The 14,307-nt window shown below is 72.8% G+C and carries 9 protein-coding genes; 5 read left to right on the top strand and 4 right to left on the bottom strand.

The genetic code is table 11. From position 1 onward, the window contains the following. Positions 1 to 72: 72 nt before the first annotated feature. Positions 73 to 519, bottom strand: a complete 447-nt coding sequence (locus tag Acy02nite_RS34520) for a MarR family winged helix-turn-helix transcriptional regulator (protein WP_203750787.1) — start codon at positions 517 to 519, stop codon at positions 73 to 75. An 84-nt stretch (positions 520 to 603) separates the two neighbouring features. Between Acy02nite_RS34520 and Acy02nite_RS34515 the strand changes: the two genes are divergently transcribed. The 3 genes from Acy02nite_RS34515 to Acy02nite_RS34505 all read left to right on the top strand — a co-directional run bounded on the left by Acy02nite_RS34515 (position 604) and on the right by Acy02nite_RS34505 (position 4,118). Beyond that, positions 604 to 1,320: an SDR family oxidoreductase gene (locus Acy02nite_RS34515; protein WP_203750784.1), complete on the top strand. Its 717-nt coding sequence runs from the start codon at positions 604 to 606 to the stop codon at positions 1,318 to 1,320. Further along, positions 1,317 to 2,159, top strand: coding sequence for an NmrA family NAD(P)-binding protein (locus tag Acy02nite_RS34510; RefSeq protein WP_203750769.1), 843 nt, complete (start codon positions 1,317 to 1,319; stop codon positions 2,157 to 2,159). Before Acy02nite_RS34515 ends, Acy02nite_RS34510 begins: the two co-directional genes overlap by 4 nt. A 540-nt stretch (positions 2,160 to 2,699) precedes the next feature. Then, positions 2,700 to 4,118: a glucose-6-phosphate dehydrogenase gene (locus tag Acy02nite_RS34505; protein ID WP_425548267.1), complete on the top strand. Its 1,419-nt coding sequence runs from the start codon at positions 2,700 to 2,702 to the stop codon at positions 4,116 to 4,118. Here Acy02nite_RS34505 and Acy02nite_RS34500 read toward each other — a convergent pair. From Acy02nite_RS34500 to Acy02nite_RS34490, 3 genes are all read right to left on the bottom strand, one after another. Then, positions 4,101 to 6,014: a potassium transporter Kup gene (locus Acy02nite_RS34500; RefSeq protein ID WP_203750738.1), complete on the bottom strand. Its 1,914-nt coding sequence runs from the start codon at positions 6,012 to 6,014 to the stop codon at positions 4,101 to 4,103. The two genes, Acy02nite_RS34505 and Acy02nite_RS34500, sit on opposite strands and share 18 nt — an antisense overlap. A 63-nt stretch (positions 6,015 to 6,077) precedes the next feature. Further along, entirely contained in the window at positions 6,078 to 7,679 is a 1,602-nt protein-coding gene (locus tag Acy02nite_RS34495; protein WP_203750728.1) for an acyl-CoA synthetase, read from the bottom strand. Next, positions 7,676 to 10,336, bottom strand: coding sequence for a type II toxin-antitoxin system Rv0910 family toxin (locus tag Acy02nite_RS34490; protein ID WP_203750725.1), 2,661 nt, complete (start codon positions 10,334 to 10,336; stop codon positions 7,676 to 7,678). Before Acy02nite_RS34490 ends, Acy02nite_RS34495 begins: the two co-directional genes overlap by 4 nt. Before the next feature lie 176 nt (positions 10,337 to 10,512). Here Acy02nite_RS34490 and Acy02nite_RS34485 point away from each other — a divergent pair, with 176 nt between their 5' ends. Further along, the gene (locus tag Acy02nite_RS34485) at positions 10,513 to 11,664 is read left to right on the top strand and encodes an acyl-CoA dehydrogenase family protein (RefSeq protein ID WP_203750720.1); all 1,152 of its coding nucleotides are present in this window, start codon (positions 10,513 to 10,515) and stop codon (positions 11,662 to 11,664) included. A 248-nt stretch (positions 11,665 to 11,912) separates the two neighbouring features. Further along, positions 11,913 to 14,264: a putative bifunctional diguanylate cyclase/phosphodiesterase gene (locus tag Acy02nite_RS34480; protein WP_239175461.1), complete on the top strand. Its 2,352-nt coding sequence runs from the start codon at positions 11,913 to 11,915 to the stop codon at positions 14,262 to 14,264. The last annotated feature ends 43 nt before the right edge of the window (positions 14,265 to 14,307 follow it).

Below are 14,307 nucleotides of genomic sequence, written 5' to 3'. Positions count from 1 at the left end.
ACGGCTCCCGTCCGTAATCCGCGAGCCGGTCGGCGGCACCGGGCCGCAGCGCGGCCATCCGGCGTGAGCAGGTCAGGCGGGCTGGGCCGGGTGGCCGGTGAGGGTCTTCTCGAGCAGCAGTCGCAGCTGCTCCCGCTCGTCCGCGTCCAGGGCGGCGAGCAGCTCGTCCTGGACCTGCTGGGCGAGCGCGTCGAGCTCACGGAGGTGACGCAGCCCGGCCTCGGTAGCGGCCACGATGTTGCGCCGGCGGTCGGCCGGGTCGGTGCGCCGCTCGATGTGCCCGTGGTCGTCGAGCCGGGTGACGATGCCGTTGACGTTGTTGCGGTCCAGCCCCAGCCGCCGGCCGATCTCGGCCTGGCTCAGCTCGCCGTACTCCTCCAGGGCGGCGAGGACAGCGAAGTCGGAGCGGGACTCGAGCGGCATCCGGGCCGCGGTGAGGCGCGCCCCGAGGGTCGAGACCCGCCCTGTCTGCCAGCTGGCCAGTTTGCGCAGGCGGACGGGCGCGCCGGGGTCGGTCATGTGGTCATCATACCGAGACGTTGGTCAAGCCAACGAATCGTGTTACGTTGGTCGAGCCAACGTTGGTTCAACCAAGGAATCATGATGACGAAGCAAACGACACGACGGGTCCTCGTTCCCGGCGGCAGCGGCGCGGTCGGTGAAGGCGTGGTGCGGGCCTATCTCGCGGCCGGCGCCGACGTCGTCGTGCCGACCCGCGGCGAACAGCGGGCGGACGAGTTCCGGCGGGTGCTCGGTGACGCGGCGACCGACCGGCTGCACCTGTTCGCGCACGACTACTCGACGTTCGACGGGGCGGAGTCGCTCGCCGCCACGATGCAGGACCGGCTCGGCGGCATCGACGACGTGGTGGCGCCCATCGGTGGCTGGTGGGCCGGCAAGCAGCTGTGGAAGATCGGCGAGGACGACTGGGCGGGCGCCTTCACCGGGCTCGCCACGACCCACATGGCGGTGGCTCGCGCCGTCATGCCGCGGCTCACCGGCCGCGGCTCGTACGCGATCGTCGTCGGTGAGTCCGCGGTCCACCCGATCCCGGGCAGCGGCCTGGTCAGCATGGAGCAGGCCGCGATCCTGATGATGCAGCGGGTTCTGGCCGCCGAGTCGGGCGGTGACCGGCGGGTGCACGCCCTCGTGCTCGGCCCGGTCCGCACGCGCCTGGTGCCGGGCGAACCGGAATGGGTCAGCGCCGACCAGGTCGGGGCGGTCGCCGTCGCGCTCTCGGACACACCGGCCGCGACCAGCCGCGAGGTCCTGCTGCGCACCGGCGCCGAGGCGGAGCAGGCCCTGGCGGGGCTCGCATGATCCTCGTCACGACAGCCGGCAAGGTGGGCGCGGAGGCGGCGCGACTACTGGCGCGGCGCGGACAGCCCGTGCGCCTCCTCGTCCGTGACCCCGCGAAGGCAGCGGCGCTGGCCGAGGCCGGGGTCGACGTCGCCGCCGGCGATCTGACCGCTCCGGACACTATCGACGCCGCGATGCGGGGCGTCTCCACGGTGATCCTGGTCAGCCCCGCCGTTCCCGGGCACGAGATCGGCGTCATCGACAGCGCCGCCCGCCACGCGGTCTCCCACGTCGTGAAGATCACCAGCAAGGCGTCGGCGGACTCCCCCATCCCGCGGCGCCGGGACCAGACGCGGATCGAGGACGCGCTGATCGCTTCCGGACTCGGGTACACGTTGCTGAGAAACAACGCGTACTCACAGAACCTGCTGATGCTGGCCCCCTCCGTCGCGAGGACGAGCAGTTTCGGCTCCGCCGCCGGCGACGGGCGCATCGGGATGGTCGACAGTCGCGACGTCGCCGCGGTGGCCGCGGAGATCGCCGTCGCACCCGGGGCGCACGCCGGCCGGACGTACTGGCCGAGCGGACCGGCGGCGGTCACCTACGGGGAGGCGGCGGCGGAGATCTCGCGTGTGATCGGCAGACCGGTCACCTATCACCCGCTCACCTTCGAGCAGCAGAAGCAAGACATGGTCGACGTCGGCGTGCCGGACCACATCGCGGCGATGAACGCGCAGGCCGTCAGCCTGTTCGCCGAGGGCGACTCCGACTGGGTCACCGACGACGTGCCGTCGATCCTCGGCCGGCCGGCGCGCTCCGTCCGCGACTTCGTCACCGACCACGCCGACGCCTTCCGATGACAAGCACCCCCGCCGTGCCGGGCCTCCCGGCGGCGTGCGCACCCCGCGCGGACCCCCGCTGACGTACGCACCCCGCGCGGGGCTGTCCACGAGCGGGCAGGTCGGGGTCGACTGGACTGTCCGGCCTGCCCGGATGGTCACGCCGTGGCCCGTCCCCGGGCGGCGGCACGCCCCTCCGGCGTAGTCCGCGACCGGGTTCCCCACACCGGGCTCCGGCCGCGCTCCCGGTTCGGGCTGGTTCTCATGGGCGTTATTCGTGCCTCATAACGCCCATGAGAACCAGCCGGGACCAGCTCGCGCGGCCGGAGCCCGAGCCGGGACCAGCTCGCGCGGCCAGCCGCGGCGCGGCGGAGCCGGGCCGCGGCGGAGCCGGGCCGGCTTGCGGGACCAGCCGGGGGCGCGGCCGGGGATCGGGCCGGGGTGGGCTTGCGAGCCAACGCCGGATGGTCGCTCAGCGGCCTCGCGCCGGGATCAGGTCGCGGCCGTGTCGAGGGGACGGGGACCCTGCTCTAGGGCGACGTGGCTCACTCGTACCGGAGCATGGTTTTGACGTTGGGGCTGATGGGGCAACCGGGACCCATGACGAATGACGGCTCCGCGCAAACGCTGCTGATCCTGGGCGCCTCCGGGGATCTGACGGCGCGACTGCTGCTGCCCGGGCTGGGGGCGCTGCTCGCGGCGGGGGACGCGCCGCCGCTGACGCTGCTGGGCGCCGGGTCCGACGACTGGGACGAGGCGCACTGGCGGGGGCGGGTGAGCGACGCGTTCGGGGATCATCGTGAGGCGGAGCCGGCGGCGCGGACGCTGGGGTCGACGCGCTACCACAGTGCGGACGTGACGAAGGCCGAAGATCTGCGGCGCCTGCTGAGCGACGTGGACGGTACGGTGTCGATCTTCTTCGCGCTGCCGCCGGCGGTGACCGCCAAGGCGTGTGAGGCGCTGCTCGACGTGGAGCTCCCGGAGGGCACGCGGCTGGTGCTGGAGAAGCCGTTCGGGACGAGCGCGAGCTCCGCCGCGGCACTGAACCGGCTGCTCACGCGCATCGTCCCGGAGGAGAAGATCCACCGGATCGACCACTTCCTCGGCAAGTCCACGGTGCTGAACATTCTCGGACTCCGGTTCGCCAATCGGATCTTCGAACCGCTGCTCGGCTCGGAGCACGTCGAGAGCGTCGACATCGTGTTCGACGAGAATCTGGCGCTGGAGGGGCGGGCCGGGTACTACGACAAGGCGGGCGCGCTCGCCGACATGATCCAGAGCCACCTGCTGCAGATCCTCGCGCTGCTCACGATGGAGGCGCCGGAGTCGCTGGACCCGGGGGTGTTCCGGGACGCCAAGGCCGAGGCGCTGCGCGCGACCCGGCTGTGGGGCGGCGATCCGAAGGAGTCGAGTCTGCGGGCGCGGTACACCGCGGGCAAGCTCGGTGACCGGCAGCTGCCGGACTACGTCGCCGAGGAGGGTGTCGACCCGTCGCGGGAGACCGAGACGCTCGCCGAGCTGGTCCTCGCCGTCGACACCTGGCGCTGGGCGGGGGTGCCGTTCCGGCTGCGCTCGGGCAAGGCGGTCGCGAACAGCCGCAAGGAGGCGGTGATCACGTTCAAGGAGCCGCAGCGGCTTCCGGACGGGCTGCACGGGCCGGACGGGCCGAACCGGCTGCGGATCGGCTTCGGGCCGGACTGTCTGGCGCTGGACTTCACCATCAACGGGCCGGGCGACCCGTTCGAGCTTGACCCGATCACCTTGAAGGCCGACTTCGGGCCGGGGGATCTTCCGCCGTACGGCGAGGTCCTGCGCGGCGTGTTCGACGACGATCCGCTGCTGTCCGTGCGCGGCGACGTGGCCGAGCAGTGCTGGCGGATCGTCGAGCCGGTCACGAAGGCCTGGCGCTCCGGCGAGGTGCCGATCGTGAACTACCCGGCGGGCAGCGACGGCCCGGAGGGCTCACACCTCGATGTGTGAGCCCATGATGACGGTGCGGTCGCGGGGCAGGCGGAAGTGTTCGGCGGCGTCGGCGGTCAGGTAGGACGTGGCGATGAACAGCCGTTTGCGCCAGGTCGCCATCGTCGGCGCGTCCCCGCGGCGCAGCTCGATCTTGGAGAGGAAGAACGACGCCTGATCGATCTGCAGCCGGCCCTCGGTGCTCTCGTCGTCGAGGGTGCGCAGGGCAGGCAGCAGGTCGGGCGTCTCGGCGTAGCCGAACCGCACTGTCACGTGGATGATGCCGTCGTCGGCGAAGCCGAGGCCGTCGACGACCGTGCGGCTCTCGTCGGATGGGATCCGCGGCACCGTCTCGACCTTGATGGCGCAGATCAGGACGTGTTCGTGCCGCACGTGGTTGTGTTCGACATTGGCCCGCAGCGCCAGCGGCGCGCTCTCGCTGCCCCGGTTGAGGAAGACCGAGGTTCCCGGGACCAGGGCCGTCCGGTCGGGGTGGTCGCGCAAGCCGGCGACGAAGTCGCGCAGTGAGCCCTCCTGCCGGCTGCGCTCGGCGGTGATCACCGACCGGCCGCGCTGCCAGGTCGTCATGATGGTGAACGCGGTGAGCGCGATCAGCAGCGGCAGCCAGGCGCCGTGCACGAGTTTGGTCAGGTTGGCCCCGACGAACAGCAGGTCGACCAGGAGCAGGGCGGCGGCTCCGGCGGCGAGCAGCCAGGACGGGGTGCGCCAGGTGTCCCGGGCGACCCGGAAGAACAGCAGTGTGGTGATGCTGATCGTGCCGGTCGCGGCCATGCCGTAGGCGTACGCCAGCGCGGCCGACGACCGGAACGCGAAGACCAGGGTGAGCACCGAGAACAGCAGCAGCCAGTTGATCCACGGAACGTAGATCTGCCCGATCGACGAGTCCGAGGTGTGCGCGATCCGCAGCCGGGGCAGGTAGCCGAGCTGGGCGGCCTGCGAGGTGACCGAGTACGCCCCGGTGATCACCGCCTGGGACGCGATGACCGTGGCCGCGGTCGCCAGCAGGACCAGCGGCAACCGGGCCCACTCCGGCGCGAGCAGGAAGAACGGGCCGCTGAGGTTGGCGTGGTCGTCGAGGATCAGCGCGCCCTGCCCGAGGTAGCTGAGCACGCAGGCGGGCAGGGTCAGGAACAGCCAGCCGCGGACGATGGCCCGGCGACCGAAATGCCCCATGTCGGCGTACAGCGCCTCGGCGCCGGTGACGGCGAGCACGATCGCGGCCAGCGCGAAGAAGGCGATGCCGAAATGCCCGATCAAGAATCCCAGCGCGTACGTCGGTGAGAGCGCCCGCAGGATGCCGGGGTGCCGGGCGATGCCGCCGATGCCGAGCACGCCGATCGTCGTGAACCAGGTGATCATGATGGGGCCGAAGATCCGCCCGACCGCCGCCGTCCCGTGTTTCTGCACCAGGAACAACATCAGGATGATCACGGCGGTGACCGGGATGACGAAGTCGCCCAGCGACGGCTCGACGACCTTCAGCCCCTCGACCGCGGAGAGCACCGAGATCGCCGGGGTGATCATGCTGTCGCCGAAGAACAGGGCGGCGCCGAAGATCCCGAGCACGGCCAGCGCCATCGTGGTGCGGCGGCCCCGCTGGGCGGCGGATCGGCGCAGCAGCGTGATCAGTGCCATGATGCCGCCCTCGCCGTCGTTGTCGACGCGGGTCGCGAGCAGCACGTAGGAGACCGTCACGATGATCGTCACGGACCAGAAGATCAGGGAGACGACGCCGTAGACGTTCTCCGTGCTGACCGGGACGGGATGCGGATCGTCCGGGTCGAACACGGTCTGCAGGGTGTAGATCGGGCTGGTGCCGATGTCGCCGAACACGACACCCAGCGCCCCGACCACCACGGCGAGACGGACTCGGTCACCCGCAGAAGCTCCGGACACAGGGCCGAGCCTACGGCGGTCCGACCGTCGCGGATGCCGGATCCGCGCAGGCCGCGAGGGCTGTCAGTCCAGCGGGCCGGTGGGCAGCTCGCGACGCACGATCTTGCCGGTCGGGTTGCGGGGCAGCTCGTCGATGAAGACCACGTCGCGCGGCACCTTGTAGCGCGCGAGCAGCGCTCGCACGTAGTCGCGGATCTCCTGCGGGTCGCGGGCCGCGCCCTCGGCGGCGACGATGAAGGCGCGCAGCCGGGTGCCGAACTCCGGGTCGTCGACCCCGATCACGGCGGCCTCGATCACGTCGTCGCGCTCGGCGAGCAGGTTCTCGACCTCCAGCGGGTACACGTTCTCGCCACCGGAGATGATCATGTCGTCGTCGCGGCCGTCGATGTAGAGCAGGCCGGCGTCGTCGAGGTGCCCGCGGTCGCCGGTGGACATGAAGCCGTCGATGACCTGCTTGTGCCGGCCGTCGGTGTACCCCTCGAACGGGATTCCGGTGCGCACGAACACCCGCCCGGTCTCGTGCGGGCGGGTCACCCGCAGGCCGTGGTCGTCGTAGATCGCGACGTGCACGGTGACCGGCGGCCGCCCGACCGTGCCGGGCGCGCGGCGGGACTCGGCCGGCTGGGCGACCGAGGCGACGGCCACTTCCGTGGAGCCGTACACGTTGTAGATCACCTCGCCGAACGTGTCCTGGAAGCGGTTGGTGAGATCCGGCGTGAGCGGCGATCCGGCGACGAAGACCGTGCGCAGCGCCGACACGTCGTACCTGGCGATGATCTCGGGTCCCAGGGACAGGATCCGGGTGAGCATCGTCGGGACGGCGACCAGCATCTGCGCCTTGTGCTCGGCGATGGCCCGCAGGATGCGCTCGGGGTCGAAGCGGCGCAGCAGGATCGCGTGGTCGGCGAGCGAGAGCCCGACCGTCCACGCGCCGAAGCCGGTGCTGTGGAACAGCGGGGAGGCGATCACGATCGCGCCCTGCCGCGGGAACGGGATGCGGTCCGCGATCAGGGCGCTGGCCAGCGGCGACACCTTGGTGCGCGGAGCGCCCTTGGGCAGCCCGGTGGTGCCGCTGGTCAGGATGATGAAGCCGGGCGGGCGGTCCGGCATCGGCAGCGGGGTGACCGGCCGGCCGGCGATCAGCATGTCGATGGTCCGGTCGGCGGCGCCCTCGTCGGCCCAGGTCAGATAGCGCGGCACGGCGTCCGGGAGCGCGTCGACCAGGTCCGCGAACTCGCTGTCGTAGAGCACCGCGCGGACGTTCTCCCGGCCCACGACCTCGGCGAGCTGCTGCGGGGCGAGCCCGGTGTTCATCAGCGCGAGGCGCAGGTTCGCGCGGGCGGCGGCGCCGATCGTGAGCACCAGGCCGCGGTGGTCGCGGGCGAGGACGCCGATCACCGCCCGCTCGCCGAGGTTGAGCTCCCGCAGGGCGCGGGCGAGCGCGTTGGACAGCTCATCGAGCTGCCGGTAGGTGAGGGTGCCGCGCTCGTCGGTCAGGGCCGGCGCGTGCGGGTTCTCGGCGGCCGCCTTCATGATCAGGGCTGCCTGCGGGCCCAGCTTCGCGTTGCGGACCGCGGCGCGGACCAGGTGATCCGGGCGCAGCAGGTTGACGATGCCGATCTGGTGCATCCGCAGCACCGCGTGCAGGTTCTCCCGAGCGCTCACGAGGGGGCCTTTCGCAGGTCGAGGTTCGCGTCGTCGCCGGTCCGGCCGTGGTGCCGGTCGACGATGCGTTTGGCGTGCAGCACGGCGGCCGCCGGGTGGGAGGCGATCAGAACCGCGAGATCCATTGCTTGCGCGTACGCCTTCCCGGGCCCGGTCACCCGGTTGATCAGTCCCAGGTCGTGGAGTCGCCGCGCGGGCATCGGCTCGCCGGTCAGCACGAGTTCCAGCGCGATGGCCCGGGGCAGGCCGCGGGCCAGCCGGAGCACCCCGTCGGCGGCGACCGGGCCGTGCCGGACCTCGGGGAGGCCGAACAGGCTGTCGTCGGCGGCGACGATCAGGTCCGCGGCCAGCGCCAGCTCGCACCCGGCGCCGAGCGCGGCGCCCTCGACGGCGGCGATCAGCGGTTTCGCCGGTGGTCGCGCGGTGCGGTCCTCGGCCGGCGGGTCCTCGCCGCGGGCGGCGGCCGGCAGGTCCGTGCCGGAGCAGACGACCGGGCCGTTGCCGGTGAGCACCGCCACCCGGGCCTCGGGGTCGGCCTCGAAGGCGTCGATCGCGCGTTTCAGCAGGCGGGCGGTGACCGGGTCGACGGCGTTGCGGGCCGCCGGCCGGTTGAGCCTGATGACGGTGACCGAGCCGTGCCACTCGACCAGGACGGGCGGCTCCCCCGGCGGCGGCAGCGGCGTGCCGCCGAACGGGTCGCCGGCCAGCGTCGCGGGCGCGACGGTGCGCACCACCCGCGTGCCGTCGCCCAGGATCTCGGTGACGATGCCGGTGTCCGGTGTTCCGTCGCGGCGGTAGGTGACCGTGTACGCCTCCAGCACCCCGCGCTCCGCCGGCCCGGTGACCACCCGTCGCGCCGGCCGGGGCAGGCGCAGGCCCGCGTCGATGTCCCGGAACCCGGCGCCCGGCGGTCGTGCGGACAGCACCGTGGCGGCGTGCTTGGTGAGGTACCAGCCGACCGCGGTCGCCAGCCCGAACCCCTCGGGATCGGACCGCAGCCGGGGTACGAGGGTCGCCACCGCGTGACTCGCGTAGTTGTTGCCCGGCCCGCCGGCGAAGGTCAGGCCACCGGTGACGGTGAGCTGCCGGTCGAGCGGCACGCCCAGCTCCTCGGCCGCGATCTGCACGGCGGAGGGGAAACAGGCGTACAGGTCGAGGTGTCCGATCTCGTCGATGGTGCGCCCGGCGTGACCCAGGACGGCACGGCCGACCGCGTGGATCGCCGGTGACGAGGCGAGATCGGCGCGCTCGGTGACGAACCACTCGTCCTCGGCGTGCGCCCCGGCGTGCACGAAGATCCACCGGTCCTGCGGGACGCCGGCCTCGTGTGCCGCCTGCGCGCTGCACAGGATCAGGCCGGCGGCCTGGTTGACCTGCAGGTTCGCGGTGAGCAGCTTGGTGTAGGGGGCGCAGACCGGGCGGTTGCCGTCGCCCGGGGTGGCGAGCTCGGCGGCGGTGCGGGCCTGCGGCAGCCAGGCGTACGGGTTGGTCGCGGCGACCCGCGAGAACCGGGACCACAACGACGTGATCGCGGCCTGATGCTCCTCGGGGGTGCGGCCCCGTTTACGACGGAGGGCCGCTTCGATCAGGGCGTACAGGTGCAGCGGTGACGTCAGGCCGGCGGCGGTCTCGGCGTCGTTGTTCGGCTCCCGGCCGGCCCCGAGGATCCGGGCCGGGGCGGTGCCGTCGGGCTGCCGGGGCCAGTCGAGCCGCGTGCCGGCGCGTTCGGTGGCGGCGGCTTCGGCCCCGGCGATCAGGGCGATGCTCGTCTCGCCCCGGGTGATCGCGGCGGCCAGGTCGTTGAGCAGCCGCAGGGGACCGTCGCCGCCGAAGAGCCCGGTCTGCACGGTCTGTGCGGGAGCGGCGCCGAGCCGCTGGGCGATCAGGGCTCCGGCGTCGGGGTACTGCCAGGAGACGCTGGCCACCCAGCCGATGGTGTCCGCTTTCCCGGTGAGGTCCACGGTGGCGTCGTCGTCGGCGGCTCGGCGCAGCGCCCGGACCGCCAGCGAGACCGGGTCACCGTTCTCCGGGTCGGTGGATCGCTCGGTGACCTGGCCCGCTCCCACGATCACCGGAGTCCAGGGATCGACCTCCAGGCCCGTACGCGCATGGATGATGGTCCCGGATCTCTCCCGTCGCGGCGGGGCTGCGGGCGGGGCGGTCAGGTCGGCCCGGGCGAGGCGCCGCAGGGAGTTGCGCAACGCGTCGGTGAGGCTGCGGGCGACCATCGAGCCGACCGGCCCGTCCGTCGGACCGCCCTGCACGCCGCCGCCGAGGTGGACCGTGGTGGTGTCCCCCTCGGCCACGAGCGAGAGGTAGAGGCCGACCTCGATGCCCATCGGGCCGGTGCCGTCGAGCTGGATCGCCCGGTCCGGGGTGACGCCGGTGACCGTCCAGCGGACCTCGACGGGGGTGCCCATCAGCGTGACCCGTTGCCGGAACCGCGCCCCGGTCACCAGCGTGCCGGGCGGCTCCGCGGGCCAGCCGGCGTGCATGACCAGCCACTGCGCCATCGTGGACGCGTTCGCCAGGAAGCCGAAGACCCGCGCGGCGGGTGCCGGGATCGGCGCGGACAACGTCCACTGGCGCTTCAGCCGGCGCGGCGGCTCCACCGGGGCGGGCGGGCTCCCGGGTCTCGCTCGGCGGCCGAAGCGCATCGGCACCTCCCCACAGTCTGGCGTGACGGTAAGCCAGTGACCTGCATCACGACAAGGCCGAAAACGGTCAGGAGGAATCCACCGTGGACTTCAGCAACCGCCGGACCGTACGGTAAGGGCGCGCGGCGGGACCATCCCTGCGCACACCCTCGTCGAGCGGGCGAAGGGACCACGAGATGTATGACGATCCGTTCGAGACCCCGGAGCGGGTGACGCTGCGGGAGGCGGTGGCCTCCTTCGTACGCCGGGAGGTCGTTGAGCGTCTCGCCGACTGGGAGCGGGCCGGGGAGATCCCGCGGGAGCTGCACGTCAGCGCCGCGAAGGCCGGGCTCTACGGCATCGGGTTCCCCGAGGAGGCCGGCGGCGACGGCGGCGACACCGTGGACCTGGTCGTGGCGACCGAGGCGTTCATCGAGGCCGGTGGCTCGTCCGGCGCGCACGCGGCGCTGTTCACGCACGGCATCGCACTCCCCCACATGATCGCCACCGGCGACCCGGGCCTGATCGATCGGTTCGTCCGCCCGGCGCTCACCGGCGCGAAGATCTGCTCGCTCGGCGTGACCGAGCCGGACGCCGGCTCCGACGTCGGGGCGCTGCGCACCACAGCGGTCCGCGACGGCGACGAGTACGTGGTCGACGGCGCGAAGATGTTCATCACCTCGGGCACCCGCGCCGACTTCGTGACCACCGCCGTGCGGACCGGCGGGCCCGGCGCGGCCGGGATCAGCCTGATCGTGATCGAGCGCGGGACTCCCGGGTTCACCGTCTCCCGCAAGCTCGACAAGATGGGCTGGCTCTGCTCGGACACTGCGGAACTGTCCTTCGCCGGCTGCCGCGTCCCCGCCGCGAACCTGATCGGCGCGGAGAACGGCGGGTTCCCGCTGATCGCCCAGGTCTTCGTGCCGGAGCGGATCATCGCGGCGGTGCACGCGTACTCGGTCGCGCAGCGCTGTCTCGATCTGTCGCTGTCGTACGCACGGGAGCGGCAGACCTTCGGCCGCCCGCTGATCAGCCGCCAGGTGGTGCGGCACAAGCTGGTCGGGATGCGGCAGCGGATCGAGCTGGCCCGCACGTACACCCGGCGGGTCGCGGCCCGGCACGCCGCGGGCGAGTGGGTGGCCGGCGAGGTGTGCCTGGCCAAGAACGCCGCTGTCGACGCCGCCCGGCACGTCGTCGACGAGGCGGTCCAGTTGCACGGCGGCGCGGGTTACCTGCGTGACACCGAGGTGGAACGCCACTACCGCGACGTCCGGATCCTGCCGATCGGCGCCGGCGCCACCGAGGTCATGACCGACCTGGCCGCCAAGATCTTCGAGTACGACCACTGACCGCACCCGTCTCCGCAGCCTGCTCGGACACCCCCGCCGCCGGCTTCCTCTTCCGCATCTCCGGGCTCTGGATTCCGTATCTTGCAGGTCAGTTCTTCCGCGTTCGCGTCGCCCTGCGTGGCCTGACGGCCGACATGCCGATTGCCGCCGGAGTGCTCAGCCGACCGGCCGGGACCCCGGTCGGACATCGGGGAACGTCGAACGTTCGGAGGAGATGACCTCCACATCGGACAGGCTAGGGTCGGCGCGTGACGGCTCGCCCCACCATCGACTCCGCCCGGCGTTACGTCCGGGCCGCCGCCGCGGTCGTCGTCCTGGGCAGCGTCTGGTGCGTCCTGCACCTCGGGTCCGGCCTCGGCGTCGAAGCGGTTGCGTATGTCTTCGCCCCGCTCGGCGGCATCTTCTCCACCGCCGCCGTCGCTCACCTGGTGCGCCGCAGCCCCGGCCTCGACCCGGTCGCGGCCCGGTTCTGGCGCGGCATCCTGATCGCGGTCACCGTCATCGCGCTCGGCTACGCCTGGATGGCCGCCGACATGCTCGCCCACGCCGGCCAGGCCGCGACCCGCAGCATGCCACCGGGCGCCGCGGCGCTCGCCGCCACCGGTTTCCTGATCGCGATCTGGGCGCTGGCCCGGGTGCCGGTCGTCGCCTCCGGCGGGGTCGAGCGGTGGCGCCTGGCGCTGGACCGGACGATCGTGTTCCTCGGCTGCGCGGCCGTCCTCTGGTACGCCGGGCTCGCCCCGATGCTGTCCGCCCGCGAGCCGTGGAGCCGGCAGGCCATGATGCTGGTCGGGCTCGGCCTGCTCGTCGCGGTCGGTGCGGCCACCAAGGTGTCGTACATCGCCGGTGGCCCGGTCGATCGGGTGGCGATGCGGTTCGTCGCGGCGGCCGGGGGTCTGCCGGCCGCGGTCTCCGCCGTCCTCGCGGTGCAGTTCGGCCTGGCCGGCAGCATTCCGGCGCAGACGTCGGTGCTGCCGCTGGCGCCGCTGCTGATCACTCTCGGCGTCGCCGCGCAGCTCCGCGCCGATCACGGGTCGCGCCGCGACCCGGCCCGGGCCGGCGCCGTCCTGCCGTACCTGGCGATGATCCTGGTCGACGTGCCGCTGCTCGGGGTCGCGTCCGGTGCGCCGCTGCGCTGGCCGGTGCGGGTGGTCCTGATCGCCGCGGTGGTGGTCACGGCGCTGGTCATGGTCCGGCAGTACCTGGCGTACCGGGAGAACGCCCGGCTGCTGCGGACCGCGCAGATCCAGGAGCGGCAACTGCAGCACGAGGTCAGCCACGACGGCCTGACCGGGCTGGCCAACCGGGCGCTGTTCCGGGACCGGCTCGCGGCCGCACTGACCGGCGACGGGCCGGTGTCCGTGCTGCTGATCGACCTGGACGACTTCAAGACCGTCAACGACCTGCTCGGCCACGGGGTCGGCGACGACCTGCTGGTCGCGGTCGCCCGGCTGCTGGGGGCCGAGACCGGCGACGCGGGCCTGGCCGTGCGGGTGGGCGGCGACGAGTTCGCGGTGCTGCTGACCGGCCCCGACCCGGAGGAGCTCGCCGGGCGGCTGCTGGCCGCCTGGTCGTACCCGATCAGTGCGCATCGGCTCCTGGTGCAGGCCAGCATCGGGATCGCCGACGCCGCGCCGGGCGCCACCCCCGACTCCGTGCTGCGCGACGCCGACGTCGCACTGGACCTGGCCAAGCAGGGCGGCAAGGCGCGGTCCGTGCGGTACGCCGACGGCATGGGCGAGCCCGTCCTGGCGCACATGCAGCTCGGCGCCGAGCTGCGGCGGGCCCTGGACCATGACGAGTTCCGGGTCGTCTACCAGCCGATCGTCCGGCTGGACTGCAATCTGGTGATCGGTGTGGAAGCCCTCGTCCGGTGGCATCATCCGGAGCGCGGCGTGGTCAGCCCGGCCGAGTTCATCCCGGTCGCCGAGCGCACCGGCCTGATCGTGCCGCTGGGCCGGTTCGTGCTGCGCGAGACGTGCCGGCAGGCGGCGGCGTGGCTGGCCGAGTTCGGGCCGGACGGGCTGGCCGAGACCGGGCTGAACGTCTCCGCCCGGCAACTGCACGACCCCGACTTCGTGTCCGACGTCGCCCAGGCCCTCGCCGACAGCGGCCTGCCCTGCGAGCGGCTGGTCCTCGAGGTGACCGAGTCCGCGGTGCTGCGCGGCCGGCAGGTCGCGCTGGCCCTGCACGAGCTGGACCGGATGGGCATCCGGCTCGCCCTGGACGACTTCGGCACCGGGGAGTCGTCGCTGAGCCTGCTGCGCGCCTTTCCCGCGTCGATCGTCAAGCTGGACAAGTCGTTCGTCGACGGCATCGAGGTCGACGACGGCCGGCCCGCCGCCACCGACGCCCGGCAGGCGGTGGCCCGGGCGGTGATCCAGCTCGCGAACGCGCTGCGCCTGGACACGGTGGCCGAGGGGATCGAGAGTCCGGAGCAGGTGGCGGCGTTGCTGGAGCTCGGCTACACCCGCGGCCAGGGCTACTACCTGGGCGAGCCGATGACCGCCGACGCCGTCTCCGGTCTGTTGGCCCGTCAGCGCCGGGCACCGTCCCGGGGGGCCGAAGAGATGGTTGCCTTCCGGAGCCATGAACGATAGACATTTGTGGTTCTTGGCAGGCTGTCCGAAGAGGATCGTTGGG

This window comes from Actinoplanes cyaneus, from assembly GCF_016862095.1.
GTDB lineage: Bacteria > Actinomycetota > Actinomycetes > Mycobacteriales > Micromonosporaceae > Actinoplanes > Actinoplanes cyaneus.
This window is presented reverse-complemented; position numbering and strand designations above follow the sequence as displayed.

Bases quoted from the DNA above. Each gene is read 5' to 3' on its own strand.
- Acy02nite_RS34520 (WP_203750787.1), bottom strand. From the start codon at position 519: ATGACCGACCCCGGCGCGCCCGTCCGCCTGCGCAAACTGGCCAGCTGG.
- Acy02nite_RS34515 (WP_203750784.1), top strand. From the start codon at position 604: ATGACGAAGCAAACGACACGACGGGTCCTCGTTCCCGGCGGCAGCGGC.
- Acy02nite_RS34510 (WP_203750769.1), top strand. From the start codon at position 1,317: ATGATCCTCGTCACGACAGCCGGCAAGGTGGGCGCGGAGGCGGCGCGA.
- Acy02nite_RS34505 (WP_425548267.1), top strand. From the start codon at position 2,700: ATGGTTTTGACGTTGGGGCTGATGGGGCAACCGGGACCCATGACGAAT.
- Acy02nite_RS34490 (WP_203750725.1), bottom strand. From the start codon at position 10,336: ATGCGCTTCGGCCGCCGAGCGAGACCCGGGAGCCCGCCCGCCCCGGTG.
- Acy02nite_RS34485 (WP_203750720.1), top strand. From the start codon at position 10,513: ATGTATGACGATCCGTTCGAGACCCCGGAGCGGGTGACGCTGCGGGAG.